At 51.2% G+C, this 23146-nt stretch carries 23 protein-coding genes; 8 read left to right on the top strand and 15 right to left on the bottom strand.

Translation table 11 applies throughout. The annotated features are described in order from the left end of the window. Positions 1–14 precede the first annotated feature (14 nt). Both B9L21_RS11650 and B9L21_RS11655 read right to left on the bottom strand, forming a co-directional pair. Complete coding sequence (locus tag B9L21_RS11650) at positions 15–2111, bottom strand: amylo-alpha-1,6-glucosidase (RefSeq protein ID WP_063166517.1); 2097 nt, start codon at positions 2109–2111, stop codon at positions 15–17. A 181-nt stretch (positions 2112–2292) separates the two neighbouring features. Continuing rightward, entirely contained in the window at positions 2293–3309 is a 1017-nt protein-coding gene (locus B9L21_RS11655) for a LacI family DNA-binding transcriptional regulator (RefSeq protein ID WP_063166518.1), read from the bottom strand. Positions 3310–3486: 177 nt separating this feature from the next. Here B9L21_RS11655 and B9L21_RS11660 point away from each other — a divergent pair, with 177 nt between their 5' ends. Next, positions 3487–3687 carry an alpha/beta-type small acid-soluble spore protein gene (locus B9L21_RS11660; protein WP_020959067.1) on the top strand — a complete coding sequence of 67 codons (201 nt, stop codon included), beginning with the start codon at positions 3487–3489 and terminating at the stop codon, positions 3685–3687. Between the two features lie 12 nt (positions 3688–3699). Here the strand turns inward: B9L21_RS11660 and B9L21_RS11665 are convergent, their stop codons facing one another. The 3 genes from B9L21_RS11665 to B9L21_RS11675 all read right to left on the bottom strand — a co-directional run bounded on the left by B9L21_RS11665 (position 3700) and on the right by B9L21_RS11675 (position 7226). Further along, positions 3700–4749, bottom strand: coding sequence for an anti-sigma factor domain-containing protein (locus B9L21_RS11665; RefSeq protein WP_063166519.1), 1050 nt, complete (start codon positions 4747–4749; stop codon positions 3700–3702). Beyond that, positions 4746–5486: an RNA polymerase sigma factor SigI gene (gene sigI / locus B9L21_RS11670; protein ID WP_063166520.1), complete on the bottom strand. Its 741-nt coding sequence runs from the start codon at positions 5484–5486 to the stop codon at positions 4746–4748. Before sigI ends, B9L21_RS11665 begins: the two co-directional genes overlap by 4 nt. 324 nt (positions 5487–5810) lie before the next feature. Then, a complete protein-coding gene (locus tag B9L21_RS11675; protein ID WP_063166521.1) occupies positions 5811–7226 on the bottom strand; it encodes an amino acid permease in 1416 nt (471 codons plus the stop codon). Positions 7227–7544: 318 nt separating this feature from the next. Here B9L21_RS11675 and B9L21_RS11680 point away from each other — a divergent pair, with 318 nt between their 5' ends. Together B9L21_RS11680 and B9L21_RS11685 are read left to right on the top strand one after the other, a co-directional pair. Continuing rightward, the gene (locus B9L21_RS11680; RefSeq protein ID WP_063166522.1) at positions 7545–7886 is read left to right on the top strand and encodes a DUF485 domain-containing protein; all 342 of its coding nucleotides are present in this window, start codon (positions 7545–7547) and stop codon (positions 7884–7886) included. Continuing rightward, complete coding sequence (locus B9L21_RS11685; RefSeq protein ID WP_063166523.1) at positions 7886–9421, top strand: cation acetate symporter; 1536 nt, start codon at positions 7886–7888, stop codon at positions 9419–9421. Before B9L21_RS11680 ends, B9L21_RS11685 begins: the two co-directional genes overlap by 1 nt. A gap of 61 nt (positions 9422–9482) precedes the next feature. On the opposite strand, the gene B9L21_RS11690 is transcribed toward B9L21_RS11685, so the two are convergent. From B9L21_RS11690 to B9L21_RS11715, 6 genes are all read right to left on the bottom strand, one after another. Beyond that, positions 9483–9977 carry a GNAT family N-acetyltransferase gene (locus B9L21_RS11690; protein WP_063166524.1) on the bottom strand — a complete coding sequence of 165 codons (495 nt, stop codon included), beginning with the start codon at positions 9975–9977 and terminating at the stop codon, positions 9483–9485. A gap of 57 nt (positions 9978–10034) precedes the next feature. Next, entirely contained in the window at positions 10035–11162 is a 1128-nt protein-coding gene (gene menC / locus B9L21_RS11695; protein WP_063166525.1) for an o-succinylbenzoate synthase, read from the bottom strand. A 23-nt stretch (positions 11163–11185) separates the two neighbouring features. After that, positions 11186–11998, bottom strand: a complete 813-nt coding sequence (locus B9L21_RS11700; protein WP_063166526.1) for a GNAT family N-acetyltransferase — start codon at positions 11996–11998, stop codon at positions 11186–11188. Beyond that, positions 11973–13142 carry a M20 peptidase aminoacylase family protein gene (locus B9L21_RS11705; protein ID WP_063166527.1) on the bottom strand — a complete coding sequence of 390 codons (1170 nt, stop codon included), beginning with the start codon at positions 13140–13142 and terminating at the stop codon, positions 11973–11975. Before B9L21_RS11705 ends, B9L21_RS11700 begins: the two co-directional genes overlap by 26 nt. Positions 13143–13257: 115 nt before the next feature. Continuing rightward, positions 13258–13683: a threonine/serine exporter family protein gene (locus tag B9L21_RS11710; protein WP_020279520.1), complete on the bottom strand. Its 426-nt coding sequence runs from the start codon at positions 13681–13683 to the stop codon at positions 13258–13260. Between the two features lie 12 nt (positions 13684–13695). Further along, a complete protein-coding gene (locus B9L21_RS11715) occupies positions 13696–14439 on the bottom strand; it encodes a threonine/serine exporter family protein (RefSeq protein ID WP_063167400.1) in 744 nt (247 codons plus the stop codon). A 326-nt stretch (positions 14440–14765) separates the two neighbouring features. On the opposite strand from B9L21_RS11715, the gene B9L21_RS11720 reads away from it, so the two are divergent. Next, positions 14766–15827: a DUF5667 domain-containing protein gene (locus B9L21_RS11720; protein WP_225995649.1), complete on the top strand. Its 1062-nt coding sequence runs from the start codon at positions 14766–14768 to the stop codon at positions 15825–15827. A 349-nt stretch (positions 15828–16176) separates the two neighbouring features. On the opposite strand, the gene B9L21_RS11725 is transcribed toward B9L21_RS11720, so the two are convergent. Further along, positions 16177–17115, bottom strand: a complete 939-nt coding sequence (locus tag B9L21_RS11725; RefSeq protein WP_063166529.1) for a diacylglycerol/lipid kinase family protein — start codon at positions 17113–17115, stop codon at positions 16177–16179. 110 nt (positions 17116–17225) lie between these two features. Further along, positions 17226–18140 carry a UDP-N-acetylmuramate dehydrogenase gene (gene murB, locus B9L21_RS11730; RefSeq protein WP_063166530.1) on the bottom strand — a complete coding sequence of 305 codons (915 nt, stop codon included), beginning with the start codon at positions 18138–18140 and terminating at the stop codon, positions 17226–17228. A gap of 224 nt (positions 18141–18364) precedes the next feature. Between murB and B9L21_RS11735 the strand changes: the two genes are divergently transcribed. Beyond that, on the top strand, positions 18365–18958 hold the full coding sequence (locus B9L21_RS11735) for an IMEF encapsulin system ferritin-like cargo protein (protein ID WP_063166531.1): 594 nt from the start codon (positions 18365–18367) through the stop codon (positions 18956–18958). 14 nt (positions 18959–18972) lie between these two features. Next, positions 18973–19827: a family 1 encapsulin nanocompartment shell protein gene (locus tag B9L21_RS11740; RefSeq protein ID WP_063166532.1), complete on the top strand. Its 855-nt coding sequence runs from the start codon at positions 18973–18975 to the stop codon at positions 19825–19827. 155 nt (positions 19828–19982) lie between these two features. Here B9L21_RS11740 and B9L21_RS11745 read toward each other — a convergent pair whose 3' ends face one another. Further along, a complete protein-coding gene (locus tag B9L21_RS11745; protein ID WP_063166533.1) occupies positions 19983–20447 on the bottom strand; it encodes a hypothetical protein in 465 nt (154 codons plus the stop codon). 136 nt (positions 20448–20583) lie between these two features. Between B9L21_RS11745 and B9L21_RS11750 the strand changes: the two genes are divergently transcribed. Further along, on the top strand, positions 20584–20937 hold the full coding sequence (locus tag B9L21_RS11750; protein WP_011230415.1) for a 2Fe-2S iron-sulfur cluster-binding protein: 354 nt from the start codon (positions 20584–20586) through the stop codon (positions 20935–20937). A gap of 129 nt (positions 20938–21066) precedes the next feature. Next, positions 21067–21603: an HD domain-containing protein gene (locus B9L21_RS11755; RefSeq protein ID WP_011230414.1), complete on the top strand. Its 537-nt coding sequence runs from the start codon at positions 21067–21069 to the stop codon at positions 21601–21603. A 459-nt stretch (positions 21604–22062) separates the two neighbouring features. Here the strand turns inward: B9L21_RS11755 and B9L21_RS11760 are convergent, their stop codons facing one another. Further along, positions 22063–23103, bottom strand: coding sequence for a ribonucleotide-diphosphate reductase subunit beta (locus tag B9L21_RS11760; protein ID WP_063166534.1), 1041 nt, complete (start codon positions 23101–23103; stop codon positions 22063–22065). Positions 23104–23146 lie beyond the last annotated feature (43 nt).

Below are 23146 nucleotides of genomic sequence, written 5' to 3' on the forward strand. Positions count from 1 at the left end.
TCCTTCCCCTGTTTTTAACGAATCACAACATCCCAGCCTGTCGTATTTTCATCGATTTGGACGTTGAAGTTCTCATGCTCACGCATGATGGTCAGCGACAACCGCCCGCCGCCGATCGAGATGTTTTCCACCCGTAACATATTCATTGAATCAAGTAGCATCGGCGATAAATAAATGTTCTTTTCGAGCGCATTTGGGAACAATCCTAGTAAAGCTTGAATAAACGCAAGCGGCGTTCCTGCCGCCCATGCCTGCGGCGAGCAGGCGACAGGGTAAGGAACCGGGTTTCCGACCGAGCGGCTGTATCCGCAAAACAGTTCCGGCAGCCGGTCGTACTCAAAGTAGTTCGCCGCCTCGATCAGCCCTTGAATCACCGTCTTCGCCTCGCGCTGCTTGCCTAACTTGCTGAGGCCAAGCAAAGTCAAGCTGTTGTCATGCGGCCATACGCTTCCGTTATGGTAACTGATCGGATTGTATCCAGCTTCACCCTCTCCCATTGTCCGAATCCCATAGCCGGAGAACATCTTCGCAGATAAAAGCATCCGAACAACCGCCTCGGCCCGCTCTTTATTCAACATTCCTGACAACAACACATGTCCGGGGTTTGACGTCACCGTGCCAACTTGCACCTTCTTTTCGTCTAGAGCAATGGCGTAAAATTTCACATCTTCCATCCAAAATTGCTCGTCGAACCGCTCTTTCAACGCTTTCGCCTGATGGCGCAACTCCTTAGCCCGCTCCGGTTCGCCAAGATGCTCGAAAATATCAGCAAGCGCCGTTTTCGCTTGGTATACATACCCTTGCACTTCGACAAGAGCGATTGGAGAGCGGGCGTATTCACCGTTCCGGTGAACAATCGAGTCCCCGGAATCTTTCCACCCTTGGTTAGCGATTCCTTTGCTCGATTGCTGATGGTACTCAACAAACAAATCCCCGTCGCGGTCGCCGTACTGATCGATCCAAACGAGCGCCGCATCAATATGTTCGCGCAGTTGGACGACAAGATCAAAATCTCCCGTCCATTTTACGTACTCAGCCAGCAACACTAAAAACAGTGGAGTGGCATCAATCGTTCCATAGTAAGGGGTAAACGGAATTTGATTCGTGTTGGCCAGCTCGCCAAAACGAATTTCATGCATGATTTTTCCCGGCTGCTCATCCCGCCATGGATCTTCCTTTTTCCCTTGATAGTGAGCCATCGTCAGCAACGTCCCTTTGGCGACCTCATGGTTGAACGGCAACAGCTGCAGTGCGGCGATCAGGCTATCACGGCCAAACGGCACGCCAAACCATGGCAGCCCGGCAACAGGAAATGGCCCATACCCTAAGTCTGTCAGCAGCACCCGCAAATCGACGATTCCGCGGCGAACGAGACGCTCCAGGCGATGATCGTCCGTTGTGACTTTCGCTGTCTTTTCCTCCCAGCGGCAGTATGATTCTTTTAGGCGGTAAAATGCTTCCTCTAACGGAACGAATTGTTTCCCTTCCTCTTGGCCTATATGCGGCGCAATCGCAAATGTGACGGTTTGCTCTTCTGCATGTTGGAGAGCAAAATGAAAAGAGATTTCTCCGTGTTCAAACACCGCTTTTTCCGGCCGATCCCAGGCGACTCGTGTCGCCCGCTTGATTCCATCCGCCCCCACATAGCCAAACGTTAACGAACGATGCCCCATCGTCTGCCCAGTCCGCTTTCCTACTTCTCCGGTCTGAAATCCCCGCACGATAAACATGTCGGCAAAATCAGCATCGATATGTACACTGACTTCAAACTGTACCGGCTTTGGGTGATAGTTTTTTAGTTTTATCGTTTCATAGAGAACGTCCTCATATATGAAGCGCTTCCGCTCAATTTCAACCGATTCGCGCCATAACACCACTTCCCCGCTTTTCTCCATATGCGGGTTCGTCAGCAAAATCGTGGCAACATAGTTTTCCGCAGCATCAGAAGACAGCAAAATCGGTTTTTCCCTGTTAATGCGCAAATCCCATTTGCTTAAAAAACGGGTGTCTTTCATGTATAAACCAAGTCCGTACGGATGGTGTTCTGGAATATTTCCCTCACGGTCTGTTAATAAAAATAAATCATTTTCCTTGATCACACGGTAATCCATGTTGCTTCCCCCTGTTGATGTTTTCTGCTTTATACCAAGCCCAAAACGTTTCGGAATTAAATAAAAAGAAATTTGCCATGAGATCGCTTTTATCAATGGGTATGCTTCCTTTTTAACCCGAAACGTTTTCAGTTTTTCGCAAAAAATATATTCCCCTCTTCTTTCACCAATAACCCATCGGTTACTTGACTCCTTTGACTGTCGATTCCCGAACCTTTAACTCTGTTTGCAAAATTTTTACATGCGAATCTGCCTTTCCTTCCAGCATAGCGATGAGCAGCTTGGCGGCTTCATATCCCATAGCGAACTTATCTTGGGCGATTGTTGACAGCGAGGGCGCGGAATATGAAGCTAAAATAATGTCGTCATAACCGATGACCGCAACGTCATCTGGCACCTGCTTTCCAAGCCGTTTTGCCGCTTTAATCACACCTAATGCCATTAAATCGCTGGCGCAAAAGAACGCCGTTATTTCTGGATAGTACTGAAGCAATCGCAACGCTTCTTGTTCGGCAATTTCTTCACGAAACGCCCCGTTCGCAATCCAATATTCCCGTACCGGCAACCCAGCTTCAAGCAGCGCCTCCTTAAATCCTTTCAACCGCTGTTCGCTCACAAAAGCGTATTCGTAGCCGTTAATCATGGCAATTCGTTTATGCCCAAGTTCAATTAAATGGCGCACCGCTTTTTTCGCCCCAAGCACATTATCCGTCGTTACATAGCCGACCGTCTTCGACTCGATGGGAATATCGATTAAAACGCACGGGATATTACTCTCCACAACCTCGTGCAAGTATGGGTCGTCGGTGCGAATTCCTTGCAAAATCGCTCCATCGACACGGCGCTCGCGGCACAATTGGGTGTACGTTTTTTCCCGCTGTTTTGTCGATGTCGTACTGAACAGCACCATATCGTAATCGACCTCACTTACATATTCGTTAACACCGGCTAGCACTTCAAACGTAAAATTGTCTTTGGCGCTGTCCCTTGTCAGTCCGGAAACGAGCAATCCGATCGTTTTCGATTTGTTCATGACAAGCCCGCGCGCGAGCGTATTCGGACTGTAGTTTAATTGCTTAGCGATATCAATGATCTTTTGCCTCGTATTTTCATTGACATCGGAATAGCCGTTTAATGCACGTGAAACGGTAGTAATGGAAACCCCTGCTGCTTTGGCGATATCTTTAATCGTTGTCACTGCTCTTCCTCCAAAACGTTTCGGATCCTGTTGTTAATTTCATTATAACCACGAATCGAAAACGTTTGCAATCTTTTTTTTGTGATAAACTCTCCCTTTAATTCCCACCTATACCTCACCAACAGTTTGCTTATACTAATGATGCCATATCGAAACATGACGAAGGAGGCAAAAAGAATGGCACGTGGAAGCAACAAACTGCTTGTTCCAGGCATTGAACAAGCATTGGAACAAATTAAATACGAAATCGCCCAAGAGTTTGGCGTGCAGCTCGGGGCTGGCACTGTTTCGCGCGCCAACGGCTCCGTCGGCGGGGAAATTACGAAACGGCTCGTCGCCCAAGCGCAAAGCGAGCTGGCAGGACGGAGAACAGAATAAAGCCGAGCGTGATCACTCGGCTTTTTTCGTTTTGGAATCGATGATTGTCGGCTGGCGGTGGACATTCGCCGGATCGCGGCGATCTTTCTTGTTGCTGCGGTCGTGCCGGCCATCCGCCGCCTTTTTCTCTACATAATGACCGCCCGGCCGCGACGGACGGGCGTTCCCATGGTTTTTCCCTTTCGGAGAAATCTCTTTGTCCGACGGGGGACTTTCTTTATTTGAATCGGTGTTTTTTCGCTCGTGCAACGGCTGTTTTTCTTTTTTCTGCTGCTTTGGTTTCTGTTCGCCATGCTTTTGTTTCATTTGCGCCGGCTGCTCTAGTTTTTGCCCTTTTACTGGTGATGGTTTCTTTTCCTTCTTTCCGCTTTGTCCTTTCTCTTTGTCTGGCTTGGTGGATGTGGACGAGGCCGGTTTTGCTTTTTTCTCGATCTGCAACAGTTTTCCGGTCGTCATTCCTTGCTCAGCTGCCCGGCTGCGCACTTCCATTGTGCTGTTTGCCGTTTTGATAACGATCCGGTCGTCCGCCACCGACCGCTCGATTTCAGCAAGCTCAGCGGACAGCTTCCGCGCCGAGGAGGCGTTACGCTCTTTTTCCACCGTTGTAATGAGCACTTCGCCGCCTTCCTTTAAATAGCCCTTTTTTTCGCTTAATACAATAATTTGTTCCGCCACCGCAGAAAACGGTTTATTTTTCCATGCAGGGAGCGCAGCGAGCACGTTTTTTCCTTCTTCATTATACGCCTTTAACGTCAATACGTGCAGATCATCGTCGACCCCCGCTTCAATGCTCGGATTAATGTCGATCGACATATATGCGTACACCGCGCCGGAAGGCCACTGAATCCAAGTGGTGACAAGCAGCACGGCCGCTGCCAAAGCGCTCACCAATGCATATCGAAACGAACGACGGTGAAATGGAAAGGTTTTTTTTACTGCACCTGCTTCAATCTCTTCTCCAACTTCATACTCCCCTTCCTTTTTCACCCGGAGAAATTCCCCCTCGGTCGTCAATACGGTGACAAACTCTTCGTCCAATTCCAGCACAATCCCCTTCTTCACGATGGAAGCACCCCTTTTATATAGTCCTTTAAGTAAATATAATCGCCCGCCAAAATGACCGCGACCGCAATAATATATTTTCTGTTTCTCTCAATCGTCTTGCGGCTGACGGACGCCATCGTTTCCAACTGTTTGATCGGCAGCTGTTTTTTTTGAAACAACAGGCCAAGCAGCTCCTCTTTCTCTACGAGGAGTTGGGCTACGCGGATGGCGTTTAGGCGGGCGTCTTTATGTTTTGGCGACTGTTCAACTAAATCGTGAAAATGAATGCCGAATTGTTTCAGCACTTGCTGGTAATGGATGATTTCTTCCCGACGCTGCTCTTGTTCGATTTGCTTGTAAAATTCATCGACAGAGAGCTTGGCGTCCAAGTACGCTTGCGCCGTTTGCTCGCCGTCTTCCTTGTCCTCCGTATACCATACTGCATCCCGTGCTCTCGCCTCTTTCCGAATGTAATCGATAAGGCGCCGTTTAATGAGCAGCTCGGCAAACGAGAGGAAAGAACCTCCTTTATGCGGCGCATATTTCTCAATCGCCTCGTTAAAAGCGATCAACCCGATGCTCGCTTCGTCATCCTCTTCGCGAATGAACCGCTTGCACACGCTCGAAACCGTTTTGGCGATAAACGGCTTATATTGTTGGATGAATTCGTTGCGAAGCGCTTCATTCCCCTGTTGAATTTCCTCAACCGTCCGTTCAAGCGTTCTTTCTCTCTTTTTTAATAATGTGCCAAACATCGATTTCACCCCGCTTATACAAGACGGACTGACGCTTTTTCCTTACACTATTCGTACATAGTAAGGGAAATACGGGCGTCATTCAAGAAAAAAATCATTCCAGGCGGGAGTCTAAACGGATCGGATCGCTGATCTTACTCACCGAACTCGAGAAGTACACGTATACACCTTGCAAAATGATGGATTTTTCCTCGTTCGTCCATATCATCATTTTTCTGTCTATGATGGAGTATATGGTTTCGTTGCCATTCGCATGTAACCGAACGAAAAAGAGGCTTTCCCACCTCTCGGTTCAGGAAAGCCTCTTCTTTTTCAGTTGGCCAATTAACCGACTTTTTCTTCACTTTTAGCTATTTCGTTAAGCGCGCTATGCTTGCGGCCGTAGACAAAGTAAATGACCAAACCAATCAGCAGCCACGAGATAAAACCGATCCATGTCGTCATCGGGAGCTGAAGAACTAAGTAGCCGCAGAACAAGACGGCTAAAATCGGGATGACCGGAACGAACGGGACGCGGAACGCCCGCTTTAAGTTCGGCTGCGTTTTGCGCAGCACAAGAACGCCAATTGAAACGGTAATAAAGGCAAAGAGCGTCCCAATGTTCGTCAGTTCCGCCAGTTTGTTCAGCGGGATGATGCCGGCGAATACCGCTACAGCCGCTCCCGTCAGCCACGTATTGACATACGGCACTTGGCGCGTCGGGCTGATGCGAGCAAACACTTTCGGCAGCAAACCGTCGCGGCTGATCGCATAAAAGAGACGTGTCTGCCCGTAAAGCATGACAAGCAGCACCGTCGTGATGCCTCCGATCGCCCCGAGCGAAATAAAGCCGGCGACCCAGTCTTGATTGATATAGTTTAACGCGAACGCCACCGGGTTTTTTACGTTCAATTGATCGTACGGAACGATGCCCGTCAGCACGAGCGAAACAGCGATGTACAATAACGTGCAGACAAGCAACGACACGATGATGCCAATTGGCATATTGCGTTGCGGGTTGCGCACTTCTTCCGCCGCGGTCGACACCGCATCAAACCCGATGTAAGCGAAAAACACTGTTGCAGCGCCGGTCGCAACACCTGCAAATCCATATGGCATAAACGGCGTCCAGTTTTCCGGCTTGACATACCAAACGCCAACCGCCAAGAAAAGCAAGATGACAGCCACTTTAATAAAAACCACGACCGTATTGAAACGGGCCGATTTTTTCGCACCCATGTTCAGTAAAAACGTAATGAACAAAATAATGAGAATAGCCGGCAAATCGATGATTGTGCCTTTCTCCGGATTATATGCGCTCGTGAGCGCCTTCGGCAGCTCAATGCCAAACCCAGCGAGCAGGCCTTGGAAATAGCCGGACCAGCCGGCGGCGACCGCTGATGAAGCGACCCCATATTCCAAAATCAAGTCCCAACCTAAAATCCAAGCGAACAGTTCACCAAATGTGGCATAGCTATATGTGTACGCGCTTCCCGACACCGGTACGGTCGAAGCAAACTCAGCGTAACAAAGCGCCGCAAACACGCAAGCCAAGGCAGATAAAATAAACGAGAGAACGAGCGCCGGACCGGCATGCTCTGCCGCAGCCACCCCGGTCAGGACGAAAATGCCCGTCCCGATAATGGCACCGATGCCGAGCATCGTTAAGTCGAATGCCCCTAACTCTTTCCGCAGCGAGGCTCCTTTCGCCCCCGATTCGTTTAAAAGCGCCTGAATCGGTTTTTTACGAAACAAATTCATCGGATGTCTCCCCTTGTTGTTTTTTGTAGAAAATTGTCGAATTTGATCGACAGGCACAGTGAGCATTTTACATGATCTTTGTTTTTTTGTAAAGTGCGAAAATAAGAAAAACAGAAAAAAATTTTTTTGTTTTACGCGGTAAAGCAAAAAACATTTCTCTAATAATAACAAAAAAAATCAATTTACAAATTTTTCAGATAAATATATAATGAATGTGTGACAAATTTGTGACAAGAAAGGAGGTTTCCTGACGCTGCCGGCCTTTATGTTCCGTCATCTCATTTGAAAACGCTTTAACAAAGACAGGGAGGGATCCATATGGCAGTAAAAAAACAATCCTTTGCCGAACAGGCAGTTGTTGATTATGAAGCAATCGCCCAATCCGCCTCGTTTCGTGGCCTTATCCGAGAGAAAAAAGCCTTTATTATTCCAGCGACGTTCTTTTTCTTTGCATTTTACCTCATCCTTCCGATCTTGACGTCGTACTCAAAGGTGCTCAACGCGCCAGCAATCGGGCCGGTTAGTTGGGCGTGGCTGTTCGCCTTCGCACAATTTGCCATGACTTGGGCTTTATGCATCCTTTATTCGAAACGGGCTGCCAAGTTTGACGACATCGTTGAACAAGTAAAACAGGAAGCGAAGGAAGGAGGAAACGCTTAATGAACGGATTAGCCTTTTTCCTCTTCCTCGTCATCGTCGCCTTGACGCTTGTCATTACGTACTATGCCTCGAAACGGACGAAAACGACGAGCGATTTTTACACCGCTGACAGCAGCCTAACCGGATGGCAAAATGGACTGGCCATCGCCGGCGATTATATGTCTGCCGCCTCCTTTTTAGGCATTGCCGGCATGATCGCCCTGGCTGGATTTGACGGCTTCTTCTACAGCATCGGTTTCCTTGTTGCCTATCTTGTCGTCCTGTATATCGTCGCCGAGCCGCTTCGCAATCTTGGCAAGTACACGATGGCCGACATGATCGCCGCCCGTTTTGATGATAAAAAAGTGCGCGGTGTCGCCGCCTTGAATACGATCGCCATCTCGACTTTTTATATGATTGCACAACTTGTCGGCGCCGGCGGCCTTATTAAGCTCCTGCTTGGGCTCGATTACATTTATTCCGTCTTGATCGTCGGCATTTTAATGACCGTGTATGTCGTGTTCGGCGGCATGACGGCCACGAGCTGGGTGCAAATCATCAAAGCCGTCTTGTTGATGGTCGGTACGTTTATCATTTCCATCATCGTCTTTGCTAAATTCGACTTCAGCATCGCCAAAATGTTCCACGAGATGAAAACAGCAACACCGCTTGGCGATGCGTTTTTAAACCCGGGCAACAAGTTTAAAAATCCGCTGGACACGATTTCGCTCAACTTGGCGCTCGTCTTAGGGACGGCTGGATTGCCGCACATTTTAATCCGCTTCTTCACCGTCAAAGACGCACCGACTGCGCGCAAGTCAGTCGTTTATGCAACATGGGTTATCGGCATTTTCTATGTTTTAACCATCTTTTTAGGATTTGGCGCTGCTGCGTTTGTCGGTCATGATAACATCGTCGCCGCTGACCCTGCCGGCAATATGGCAGCCCCGCTTCTAGCCGAAGCGCTTGGTGGAGATTTCTTATTTGCTTTTGTTGCCGCGGTTGCCTTTGCCACGATTTTGGCGGTTGTCGCCGGGCTTGTGTTGTCAGCGGCCTCGGCGTTTGCCCACGACTTTTACAGCCATATTTTGCGGCGCGGCCAGGCAACGGAAAAAGAACAAATGCTTGCTGCCCGCTGGGCATCGGTCGGCGTCTCGGTATTATCGATTTTGTTAGCGCTGTTTGCCCAAAAAATGAACGTTGCCTTCCTTGTGTCGCTCGCCTTTGCCGTCGCTGCAAGCGCCAACTTGCCGACGATCGTCTTTACGATCTTCTGGCGTCGCTTTAATACGACAGGAGCCATTACTGGCATGCTCGTTGGCTTGATCAGCGCCCTGTTGCTCGTCTTCTTCAGCCCGAACGTCTGGTCGCCGCAGCCAGGAGCCGCCATTTTCGTTGGCGAACCGCTCTTTAAACTCGCCAATCCAGGCATTATTTCCATTCCGCTCGGTTTTATCGGCGCCATCATCGGAACGCTCGTCTCATCGAAAAAAGCGGACGAAAAGAAATATACCGAAATTGTCGTCAAGGCGAATACTGGGATCGGACGCGTGTAACACAACGAAGAAGGGGCTGATCCAAAACGCGAATGCGTTTTGGGTCAGCCCCAAATTGGCGTTACAACAGTTTGTATAGGTAATATTCATTGACAAATTCTCCGCCCACTCTTAATGATTGAACCCTCTCGCCTTCTAATACGAATCCCATCTTCCTATATAAGTTGAACGCCTTATCGTTCCCTTTCATGACCGTAAGTCCTAATCTCGAAATTCCAACTTCCTTTGCCCACTCAAACGCTTTGTTGAATAGTTTAGTGGCAATGCCCTGTCCTTGATAGTCTTCAAGAACTCCCAAAACAACATTGGCAGAATGTCGATTTCGTTTTACATCGCCTCCTATGACAGCAAGGAACCCGACAAGCTTGTTTTCAGTTTCAGCAACAAAGATCATTTTATTCGGTTCAAACAACATTCTTTCAATCGATTTACTTTGTTGTTCAACCGTTGTTTGCCGTTCGCCAGGCTCAAATAACATAAAACCAGATTCATCAATTTTTTTGCACAACTCCAAGAAATTTTCCGCATCGCTAACGTCAATCGGTCTTATGATCATTTTTTTCTTTTCCCCTTTATGTAAACTCCTTGGAATGCTTATTGAATGCGATCCGCTTTATGCCGTCGTCGCGCAATGGAACAACTTGGCAAACTGTGTATACCGCTCGACTTGGCGGCGGTCGACATCATAGCCGATGCCGGGGGCGTCCGGCACGCGAATCAAGCCGCCTTGCACCTCGACTTCCGGCGTGATAATATCCCGCTCCCAATAATGGGACGACGCGGCGGTATCGCCGGGAAGGGTAAAGTTTTCTAATGTCGTGATGGCGATATTGTGGGCACGCCCAACGCCCGCTTCGAGCATTCCCCCGCACCAGACCGGCACGCCGCGCTCAAGGCAAAGATCATGAATGCGCCTCGCTTCCTCCAATCCGCCGACACGCCCAATTTTGATATTGATGATGCGGCAACTGCCAAGCTCAAGCGCCTTGCGTGCATCGTCATAGGAACGAACGCTTTCATCAAGGCAAAGCGGCGTCTCAAGGAGCGCCTGCAATCGCGCATGATCGATGAGATCGTCAGCTGCCAGCGGCTGTTCGATCATCATCAGCCCAAACTCATCGAGCGCCTGAAGCCGCTTGGCGTCAGCGAGCGTATACGCCGAATTGGCATCCGCCATGAGCGGCACGTCGGGAAACGCGCGCCGCACGTCGCGAATGACATCAACATCCCATCCCGGTTTGATCTTCACTTTGATCCGCCGGTACCCTTGCGCCACATACCGCTCAATCACCTGGAGCAGATCGGCAACCGTCGGCTGGATGCCGATGCTGACGCCGACTTCAATCTCCCTTTTCGTTCCGCCCAATAACCGATAAAGCGGAACGCCAAGCTGCTTCGCATACAAGTCCCACACCGCCCCTTCAAGCGCCGCTTTTGCCATGTTGTTTTGGCGGATGGCGGCAAATCGCTCTGGCAATTCCGCTGGATGCCTAAGCGGCTCCGAAAACAAGAGCGGCACGAGAAACTCTTCAAGCATATGCCAGTTCGTTTTCACCGTTTCCTCGCTGTACCACGGGGCGGAAAACGCAACCGATTCGCCCCAGCCGGAAACGCCATCGCAGTCGACCGCCTCCACTAAAATCAACTCTTTCGTTTGAAACGTGCCGAAGCTCGTTGTAAACGGCGACTTCAACTCCATGTGCAAATGGCGCAATATGACGTACTCAATGCTGATCGTCATTCCTCTTCCCCTTTCTGCGGCAGTCATTCGTTTCTCCTCACCCATATGTAGTGCATCGCCGGCTCCCCGGAACGGCGCCAAGCGCCGGCGGCAATCCAGCCTTCCGTGAGCAACCGCTGAAACAGAGCGCGCGTCGCCAGCCGCCACTCAAGCGCCAGCGCGAGATCCCGCTCTTTCAGCTGCGGAAAGTCAAGCGGAACCGCAGCCAACAACAACGGCGCCGCTGTTTCATCGATGTCTCTCAGCACGGGCCGCAACAGACCGTCAGCCCTTTGACCTGCCTCGAGCACCGTCAGACTTCTGGCCTTGAGAAGATCAGCTTTAGCCAAGCTCCGCTCCCCGGTCGGACGCTCATCAAGCCGCCATTCGACAATGAAGCGGTCGGACGGCAGTTGACCGTTCAACGCGTCATTCATTTCGCCGTAGCAGTTTTCCACATACTCGACGCCAAGGGCCCCAAGCTTCGCCAAGTTCAAATAGCCGTTTCGACTTTGCAACGGGTCATACGTCCAGCGGATGACTCGATAACCGCGCCGCCGCGCTTCTTCGGCTTGCTTCATTTTTAAGCGGTAGCCGATCCCTTGATCGCGAAACGGTTTGGCAATCCCCATCATGTGCGAACAAAGATACACTTCCCCGTTTTGCATTCCAGGAAAACTATAGACAAAGCCGACAAGTTTTCCGTCCGCGTACGCCCCGATCGCAATGCCGCCGTTTTTCACCGCTGTCAACGTTTGGTGAAGCGGGATTGGCGCTGTCCCCCAAACGTCCGCCTCCAACTCAGCCATTTCTTTTAGCTGTTCCATCGTCTCAATGATTTGCAGCGACAGAGGCACGCTCGTTCTCCCCCTGCGGCGCAAACGTCGCAAACGTGTTCATCACAACCCGCGCCAAAATTTCCACGCCGGAAAGCAAATCATCGCGCCGGAACGTCATGTTCGGGTGATGGAGCCCTGGACGCAAGTCGCAGCCCAATCCGAGCATCGTTGTTTTCAGCTCCGGTTTTTTAAAGGAATAAAAATGGAAATCCTCTCCTCCCGACGTCACGACCGGCGGAACGCATTTTTCCGTCCCTAAAGTCGTGATAATCGCCTCCTCCATCAGCCGCACAGCATCTGGATCAGGATCAGCGGCGACGATGCGCGTCCGCTCAACAAGCTCAATATCAGCTCCGTAAATCGCAGCGACCCCATTGATCACATGGCGCAGCCCCTCGACGAGCCGCTCCATCGCCTCGTTCGTTTGCGCCCGCAAATCAAGGGCAAATTCCGCGTAGTCCGGGATCGTGTTCGCATCTTTTTCACCGGCGTGAAACTTCGTCATTTTGATCGACGCTGGCACTTGTGGGTCGATATGAATTTTGCTGAGCTCCTGCACGATGGCGCTGCCGACTTCAATGACATTGACGCCTAGATGAGGCCGCGCTGCGTGCGCCGCCACACCGCGAATCCGTCCTTCAATGCATTGCGCCGCTCCGTGAATGATCGCCGGAGACGCATAACCGCTTTTGACTTCTTGAACCGGCCGCAAATGAACGCCGTACAAAAACGACATTCCATCGACCGCTCCCTTTTCCATCATCTTCAGCGCCCCCGTGCCTTTTTCCTCAGCCGGCTGGAACAAAAACCGGAGCGTCCCCGGCGGCTCATAGCCGATGCGGCGAAGCAGCTTCGCCACCCCGAGCACGATCGTCATATGAGCGTCGTGCCCGCACGCATGGTTCGGCTGCCAAACGCCGTTCACTTCTTGCCAAAGCGCATCCATATCACTGCGCACCCCAACCGTAAACGGTCCGGCGCCGATTTCCGCCACCACGCCCGGACAATCGGCAAACGTCCGCGCCCGATACCCTTCGCGCTCCAACTCTCGGCGAAGAAATTCGGTTGTTTGCCACTCTTCCCAACTGATTTCTGGATGACGATGAAGGTGATCGAAAATCTCCCATAGCTCCGCTTTCATCTGCTGAACAATTTCTTTCATCCCGCTCTCCCCCGCTGTTTAAAATCAATAGAAAAAACATCGTTATATTCATTATAATATTCAAGCAAACAAATACAACGATAGGCAAATGATTGGAAAAAACAACTACACGCAGTTAAGGGCGGCGCTTGACCAGTTGGTTGACGACCTCAGAAAAAATGAGCCCCATCGCAATCGCCCCAGAAATCATGAACGCTTTTGCCGCTAGTGAAATGGCCGCATTGTAATCGTTCATGACAACATGGCGCATCGCCTCAAACGCTGTTCCGCCCGGCACAAGGGGAATAATGCCAGAGACGATAAAAATCGTCGCCGGCGTTCGATAGCGGCGGGCGAACCCGTTGCTTACAAAAGCGACGAAAAACGCCGCTGCAAACGTGGCGGCGACACCGTCCACCCCCGACCGGGCGGCGGCCATATACATCGCCCAGCCGCTCATGCCGACAAATCCGCTGTGCGGCAGCAATCGTTTCGGAATATTGAAAATGACGCCAAACAGCGATGACGCCACAAAGCTAAGCAACAGCTGCACAATCATCATCGGTACTCCCTGCTAACGAATCGATAAAATAAAGGCAATGCCGGTGCCGATCGCAAACGCGGTTAAAAACGCCTCAGCACCGCGCGACAAACCGGCGATCAAATGGCCGGCCATTAAATCGCGCACCGCATTGGTAATCGCCAGCCCCGGCACGAGCGGCATCACCGAGCCAATCATCATGTTTCCTACGTCCCTGACAAATCCGGCACTTTCCATCAACAGCACGATCCCACCGGCGACAAAAGCGGCAAAAAATTCAGCGAAGAATCGGATTTTCACGAACCGATGCATCATTTCAAAACACCAAAACGCCATTCCACCAGAAAGAAGGGAAGGGAGAAAATGATTCATGCCGCCTAACAGCGAGGCAAAACAAGCGCTCGCCGCCGCTGCGGCAGCGGTTTGCTGCCAAAGCGGATAACCGAGTGGCAGCTGCTGAACGCGTTCCAGTTCTTTGCGCGCTCCGTCGAGCGACAGTTCGCCGCTGCTGATGCGGCGGGAAATGTGGTTGACAAGCGCCACCTTGGATAAATCGGTCGAACGCTCGGAAATGCGAATAAACCGTGTTACATTCGTTCCCTCAACGGAAAACATGATGCCCGTTGGGGTCACATAGCTGTGTGAGCGGGAAACACCGAACGAAGCGGCGATGCGCCCCATCGTATCTTCCACCCGGTACGTCTCCCCACCGCTTTCAAGCATCAATTTTCCCGCTAATAAACAAACATCAACAATGTCATCCACCCGCTCCGTCATGACCGGTTTGCTCCTTTCGTTTTCGCCCGGCATGGCATTGGCCGGTGCCCCCTTATCCCGTCAGCCCCACTAGGCGCTCATCGCAAAAACAAACTCCCACCAAACGGATTGGCAGGAGTCGCCTTGGATATCGTCGTTACCAAACTTATTTCCATTATACCAAACAGGCGGCTAACTGCCAAACCGTGAAGGGAATCTCACCGTTTCCCTTTCTTTCCTATTTTTCTGCTTCTTTCGCCTGATTTTTCGCGCCTACAGTCGAAAACAGACGGGTCAACTGCGAAAACGTTATAACGAAACCCAAAGCAAAAGGAGGAACGATGGTGATGAACAAGCGATTTTCGCTCCCTCGCATACTATCAACAAGCGCACTTGCCGCTGCTGTTGCGCTCACTCCTTACAGCCCGGCGGTGTTCGCCAGCACAGGAATCGAGGGGAAAACAGACGGCAACACGGCAACCGAAGCAGATGCCGGTGTCAACCACGACGTCCCGGTTTTGTTGCCAGGCGACTTTTTCTACTTTGTCAAAACCATGATGGAAAAAATCGAACTTGCCCTCACGTTTGACGATGCGGAAAAGGCGAAACGGCTCGCTGAATTCGCTGAAGAGCGGCTAGCCGAAGCAAAGGCGCTGCTTGAACGCGGAGACGTCGAGCAAGCAAAAGAAGTGCTCGCCAATGCCCTGAAACAACAAGATCAAGCATGGAATGTGTATGAAAAAACAAAACAAGCGGATGAACCAAGCGGGGAAACCGCAAAACCTGATGCCGAAGCATTGCGCCAACAGCTGGAAGAAAAATTTTCGCAAAACATCACGGCCTTGCAAGCCGCACTTGAACGGGTGAAAAACCCGCGCGCCAAAGAGGTGCTCGCCCGCAACATTGAAAAAGCGAAACAAAAACTGGAAGCCAAAATAGAAAAACGGTTGGCGAAACAGGCAGAACAAAGCAGCCAAGTAGAGGAAATAGGCGATGAACAAACAGCACCGACAGCACCGGCCGGCGAAACGGAGGAAGCGAAAAACGAGAGCGCACCAACGGCTCCTGAATCCATCGAAACAGAAAAGCCAGCCGCTGCACCGGTGGAAGACGATACAGCGGTTCGTCTAGATGAACAAACGAACACCGCCCCCAAAGCAGACACGAAATCGTCGCTGACGCGAGCCATAAAAGCGGAAGCAAAGGGCAGTGTCCGCCAAGGTGTCGCCGCGAGCGCCAAAGCAAACGGCCGGGAACATCAAGCAGCGGCAGCCGGAAAGCAGCAAGCAGCGTTCCGCGCCTCTGTCTCTGTTTCACAACCTCCGAAACAAACAGCCAAACCGCAGGTGAAAAACGACCATTCGCCGGCCCATAGAAAACAAGACAAGGAAGAAAAGAACAAAAAATAAGTTCCGTTTTGAAGCTGTTGCTAAAGCAAGGGCTGTTTTCCGAAGCGAACGGGAAACAGCCCTTTCTCCTTGACAATAATGGACATCGTCGTTCCATTGTTCTTTCACCTCCGCCTTAACCGCTCGCTTCCTTGCTCTTGCTTTGCTTATTCAGAATATTTGCCATGCTGGTAAATCCCTAGCTAATCACTTCGCGAATCACAATCGCTCGGTCAAACGCCTCGATGCTATAGCGAATAATCAAATGCGCCTTGATTGCCGCCGGCAATCCATCGCGCAGGGCAAAGCCAACAGTGCTTCCCCATGCCTCGCCCTCCTTACGTCTACTTGCAGTATACGAATGAATCACTCACCTGGTTTTCACGCCAATGACCCGCAAACGCCCCGGCTCAATCCAAGCAAATACTTCCCCTTCTCCTGCATCCTCGCCATCCGCGTGGATCGGGACAGGAGCGGCAGGGCGGATGCGCACGTTCCGACCAGTGAACACGCAAACTTCTTTCATTCGTACATGCCCGCCCCAAAATACGGTTAAAAACAGCGCAAGAATTTTCCAACGCGGCATCGGCCCGACGACCGTCACATGAAGCAAGCCGTCATCGGCCCGGACGGACGGAGCGATGCGCATTCCCCCACCGTAGTATGGGTGATTCGAAACCGTTGCCAGCCAGGCCTTCAAAAACGAATAATTCTGTCCATCCACACAAATATCAAGGTCAACCGGTTGATAGCGAAACAACTCTCTTACTAAATAAAACACATAAATGAACGAACCGAGTCCAAAACGATTCAGCCTCCCTTTCCATTTTGAACGGTTGGCCATGCGGGCGATATGGGCGTCAAAACCGCAGCCGATGCTGTTGGCAAACACGCCGTCGGGCACGGCGCTGCTGGCAAAACGGCCGAGATCGAAAGACAAAACCCTGCCTAGCCGAACGTCACTCAACAGCCGTTGGAGCGCCTGTTTCGATGTTCGGGCAAGCCGGAAGCCGCGGACAAAGTCGTTTCCCGTTCCGGCCGGAATGCAGCCAATCGCAACGTGCGGAAACGAACCCGCTCCGTTCACCACTTCATGCACGGTCCCATCGCCCCCGACCGCCGCAATCACCGTCGGCTCGACGCTTTCCTCGCCGATTCGTCGGGCGATTTCCTTTCCTTCTCCCTTTCGGCTCGTCCAATATGCCTGATAGGCGATTCCTTCCCGATCCAGCAGCGGTTGCAGCTGCTTCCAAATGGACACGGACCGGCCGTTTTTGGCGGCTGGATTGATCATGAAATAAAGGTTCATCCTCTTCCCCCATTCATAACCCCTTTTCTTACCTATTGGCGGTTGGTTTCATTTTTCCTCTCGTCGAAATGAGAAAAATCCGAACCCGCAAACCGGATTCGGATCAGTCATCATTCCTCACCGATAATTTTCACTTCCAGCTCTAAATCAACTCCGAACTTCTCCTTTACGGTTTTGCGCACCATGTCGATCGTCGCGATGTAATCGGCAGCCGTCGCATTGTTTTTGTTAATGATGAATCCGGCGTGCTTCGTCGACACTTCCGCACCGCCGAATCCTTTTCCCTGAAGGCCGCTGTCTTGGATGAGCTTGCCGGCAAAATAGCCCGGCGGACGCTTAAACACGCTTCCGACCGACGGATACTCAAGCGGCTGTTTCGATTCGCGCTGAAAGGTTAAATCATCCATTTTCGCCTTGATTTGTGCATAGTCGCCCGGCTGCAGGGAAAAGACGACTTCAAGCACAATATCATGCGTCCGGCTGATGATGCTTGTTCGATAACCGAGCTCCAGTTCCTCGTTTGTCAATGTTTTCAACTCGCCGGCGAGCGTCGCCACCTTGACATGGTCAAGCACATCTTTCACTTCCCCGCCGTACGCTCCGGCGTTCATCATAATCGCCCCGCCGACCGATCCCGGAATGCCGCAGGCGAACTCCAACCCGGTGAGGTGTTGTTCGAGCGCGAACCGCGACACCGCTTTAATATCCGCCCCGCTTTGTGCGATCACGTTGTTTCCTTCACGCCAAATGCGGTTCAAATGCTTCAGCTGCATGACAATGCCGCGCAGCCCGCCATCGCGGATGATGACGTTCGAACCGTTGCCAAGAAGCGTAAACGGCAGGCCGTACTCTTCTTTCAGCCGCAACACCTCAATGACCTGCTCGTACGTCTCCGGCCAGACGAGAAAATCGGCCTTGCCGCCGATCCGCACCAATGTATGGTTTTTCATCGGCTCATCGCGAAGGACATTTCTTTCTCCACAAATCTCTACGAGTCTTTGATAAATCTGTTCCGCATGTTCCATCGTTCTGTCACCTTCTTTACTTCTTCCGTGCCGCTTGGCGGCATTCATTCCACATCGTTTCCATTATCGCTGGAATCGCGTCGCATATCAAGTGGGCAATGTTCCTTATTCTGTTTTATTCCGGACCAGGAGAAAAGGTGACGTTCGAAGGAAGACGAGATGTTTATGCCTCTTTCAATATGGAAAAGATGATAACAATCAATCATAGTGTAGGAGGGAGTCCATTGTACGACACGTTAGCGGAAGTCAGCGCCATTCTCGGCCGGTCGAAAGAGGCGCTCAGCCAGTTTCAAGCGATTTTAGAGCCGACGATTGAAAAGGCCGCGGACGACCATGAACGGCTGTATTGGCATCATATTTACGAAGAAGAGGAACACCGGTTTGACCGTTTGACCGCCTTGCTTCCAAAGTTGGAGGAGGCATTGGCGGACGAAGCATTCTTATCGCGGGAAAACGGCGACTTTTTGCGCCTGTTGCAAGATATCAGCCTTGAAAAATTCGGCTTGCACAACTTTTTGGAGCATCTCGATTTGTCCCTCTTCCACTATAAAGGGACGGAACATGAACCACCCATTACGGCACTGCGCGACATGACCGCTGCGGACTACCAGCGGATGAAAGCCGCTCTCGAAACGCTCAATCGCGCGCTGGACGTGCCGGTTTCCTTCGCCGCCGCAACACCGACGGATGAAAAAGAAAATCAAAAAGAGCATTTGAAGCTAGCGCAATACGCCGCCCCGCCCGCCGCGTCGCCCCCCATCCGTCCACAAGAAGGGACACGGCGTCAGCTGACGGTTGGCAGCTTAAAAAACAGATAAGGAAGGAGAGAGCTATGGACAAAACAAAACTATACCCGGAAGCCCCGCTCACGAGCAGCCAATGGAGCGAGCTTGACGAAATGGTCATTGAAACGGCGCGCCGCCAGCTCGTCGGACGTAGGTTTATCGATTTGTACGGTCCGCTTGGCGAAGGCGTCCAGTCGGTCGCCAACGATATTTATATGAACCCGGAACAGGGGGACATGAGCTTCCACGGCAAAGAGCTGAGCCTTTCCGAGCCGGCGCGCCGCGTGCATTTAACGATCCCGCTTTTGTATAAAGACTTTATTTTGTACTGGCGTGACATTGAACAGGCGAAACAGCTCGGCAGCCCGATCGACTTTTCCGCCGCCGCCAACGCCGCCCAGCAGTGCGCGCTGCTCGAGGACGATTTGATTTTCAATGGTTCAACTGAATTTGATGTGCCGGGCATTATGAACGTCAAAGGAAAAATCGCCCACATTCGCAGCGATTGGATGAAATCGGGCAACGCCTTTACTGACGTCGTCGAAGCACGCAACAAGCTGCTTCAGCTCGGCCATACCGGCCCATACGCGCTCGTCTTGTCGCCGGAATTGTATGCGTTGATCCACCGCGTCCATGAAGGAACGCACGTGCTTGAAATTGAGCACATCCGCGAGCTGATGACCGCCGGCATTTACCAAACTCCGGTCATTAAAGGCAAACGCGGGGTCGTCATTGACACAGGGCGGCAAAACATCGACCTCGCTGTTGCCGTCGATGTGCAAACCGCGTTTTTAGATACGGAAAACATGAACTACTTGTTCCGTGTCTACGAATCGGTTGTGCCGCGCATCAAACGGCCGAGCGCCATCTGTACGCTTGAAGATCCAGCCGGGGCCTCGTAATTTCTCTTTTCAGGGAAAGAGGGGACACATTAGCGGGAGGCTGGCTAGACATGGGCCAAAGCGTCCGAAGGCGATTCAATAGCCACATCCGCTGCTTGCAACAATCGAAACGCCCAGCGGATTTACAAACCGCTGGGCGTCTTGCTAGTTGGCCATCAAGCCGTGCGGGCTGCTTGGTCTTGAACGTTCGAAACGAGCAGCGACAATTCGGGGCTGAGCGCCTCAACACCGATGTCATCGATAATCATTTTCGCTTCCTGCCAAAAATGGACGGTATAGCTGCCTTGATAAATATCGAACAGCCGTTTTAAATAGCGCCGCTTGTTGTTGATGGCTTCCCGTTTATAAGCGGCGTTGTTCAGCTCACGAATTTTTTTATGTTCAGGCGCAGAGATGACGCTGATGTCATGAACGTTGACGATGAGCCGTTCCCCTTGTTCGGTCACAAAACCGACCGAATAGTATTGGGCGCCTAGTTGATCGATATGAACGATGCAGACGTTTCGATATTCTTCGCCGGAACGGAGGCGGAGAAGCGCCGCTTCCACCGCGCCGCCGACTTTTCGCTCGTTGGCCAAAATCGCTTTCATATCGCGCAGTCCGTTCATCGGAATGCCCATGGTGTCTCCCCCTTGTCCCTAGCCAAGATGGCGTTTTCGCAATTCCTTTTACTATTATGATACCAATCATTCATTCGGATGTAAATGAGATTCATTTTCAAACTAACCATGTAATTTAAAGGAGATGTGTAAAAAAATGGGTAAAACATTCACGGTCGGCTCACTGAAGCCTGCCGTCCGGCCATCGGAGCGCTCCATTTCTGCCGCGCCGCCTAAGCCCGATGGGCCGTCCGCCGTGCGGCCGTCTGTCATTCAAATCGAACAAAAAGGGAAAACGTTCACCGTGCAGCCAGCCCCCGGCGTTTCGCTTCTTGACGCCGCCCTAGGACAAGGTGTTCTGCTCGATCACAAATGCAAAAAAGGAACGTGTGGCCGTTGCATGGTCACCGTTCTCGCCGGCGCTCACCTTCTCGCTCCGAAAACGCGGCGCGAGCGCGAAAAAACGGATCAACCAGCCAAACGGCTTGCCTGCCAAGCACAAATCCAATAAGCCGAGCGCTATTTTAGCACGATCGGCTTATTTTTTCCCATGCAACCGCTCCCACCTACTTTCTCTCATTGCCTGACTCTTTACGCCATGGTATGATGGTGAGAAATACAAAAAACGGAGGGGATGCCTATGAGAACGGTCACCTTAACCGACGTCTTTGCCCATCCGATTGCGCAAAAATATTTAAAACGATCCGGCCTCGCCCACGCCATCACCGCGGCGTACCATGCCTACCACCTTGCCCTCCGCCACGGAGTGAACGTCGACTTGGCGACAAAAGCGGCACTGCTTCATGATATCGGCCATTACACATGGTACAAAAACGGCCGTTGGGACTACGAACAATACCGGCAAAACGACATCCATGCCATCAAAGGGGCCGAGCGCGCCCATAAGCTGCTGATCCGCCTTGGCGAACATCCGCAAAACGCTAAGGAAATTGCCCTGGCGATTTTGCTTCATACCGATTCCTACCTTCCAGAAGGAGAATGGAAACGAACGCCGCTCCAAGCCATCGTCAAATGGGCCGACGAAGCCGACGAGGAGCCCGGCGGCCGCCACCATTATCGAACGATCAGCGACGACTTAGCGTGGAAAAAAATCCGCCAGCTCGACGAACTCGTCAGCCGTCAGCACGCCCAAAAGTGGCTCGGAGATATCATTTGAACAGTTGCTTTAATGTCGTCATTTCCCGTAAACAGGAAACGAGATATCGCCACAAACCATGTCTGCTCTGAACGGAAGCAGCTCACCCTTGAATCAGGTGGGCTGCTCGCGCGCCAGCAACACCAAGTCCCATCCCCATTGAATGATACATCGTTCGCTCACATTTCAAGACTGCTTGGCATCATCTGTCCTGCTAAAACGCCCGCTGCTGTTCGTTCAAAACTCATATTTCGCAATCTTTGCATAATATACAAAAAACAACCTCAATATTCACATAAAAATAAATGTTTTTCCAAATATTGTAAAATAACTAATTTTTATTCGTTAAAATCAGGCTTACTTTGAATTTTTATTCAGGGTGCGAAATGTAGGTCAAAAAACGGCAAGTCAAGCAAAAGGCGAACGGCCTTGCCTGACAAAAAAGCCACGCTGACCGTTGTCAAACGTGGCTTCTCTCATTTATAACTCATCAAATCCGTTGTCCACTTGCACTTTCGTATACTGGCGTGGTTTTTGCTCGAAGAAGTCTGATTTGCCAAGGTCAACTTCTTCATACGCTTTAATCCAGCGGAGCGGGTTCGTCCGGTAGCCGTCAAACGGGCGGTCAAATCCGAGCTGATGAGCGCGGACGTTGGCGTAAAACTTAATGTACGCTTCCAAATCAGCCAAGTCGATGCCATCGATGTCATTCCCGATGATTTCCCCGGCCCATTCGATTTCCAGCTCAGCCGCTTTCGTAAACGTTTCACGGACAAAATCGGAAAGCTCCGGCGTCCGATACTCCGGGTATTCGTTCAACACTTCTTTGAAAATTTTCGCAAACAAATCAACATGAATGTGCTCGTCGCGGTTGATGTAATTGATCATCGTGCTCGTCGCCACCATTTTTTGCTGGCGCGCAAGGTTGTAGAAGAACGCAAACCCTGAGTAGAAAAACAGTCCTTCTAAAATGACGTCAAAAACGATGGAGCGCAACAAGTTTTCCACATTCGGCTCTTCCGCAAACGCCTTGTAGCCGTTCGTCACAAAATCGTTCCGCTTGCGCAGCGTCGGTTCGTTCCGCCAAAAGTCGAATACTTCATCTTGCTTCGCTTTCGGCACAAGGCTCGAGAGCACGTACGAATAGGAATGGTTGTGAATGACTTCCTGCTGGGCGAGCATGATCATGAGCGCATTGATGCTCGGGTCCGTAATGTAATCAGCGACACGTCCGGCGTAATCGGTTTGGATGCTGTCAAGCAGCGCTAAAAGACCGATGATTTTCAAAAACGCCTCCTGTTCGCGGGCGGTCAGCTGCGGAAACTGCTTCACATCTTGGGCCATATTGATTTCAAATGGCGTCCAAAAGTTGGCGAGCATTCGCTTATATTTCGCATACGCCCATGGGTAGGCAATATCGTCCCAGTTCAACACATTCGAGCAGCGGCCGTTGATGATGCCCGTCGAACGGTTCGGCGCCTCCGGATCCATAATCGGTCGTTTGACTAAGCCGATCGTCATCGTCCATTCCTTCCTTTCGTTTTCTAGTATCATGTGCGCGGCC

The sequence above is a fragment of the Geobacillus uzenensis genome (genome assembly GCF_002217665.1).
Taxonomy (GTDB): Bacteria; Bacillota; Bacilli; order Bacillales; family Anoxybacillaceae; genus Geobacillus; species Geobacillus subterraneus.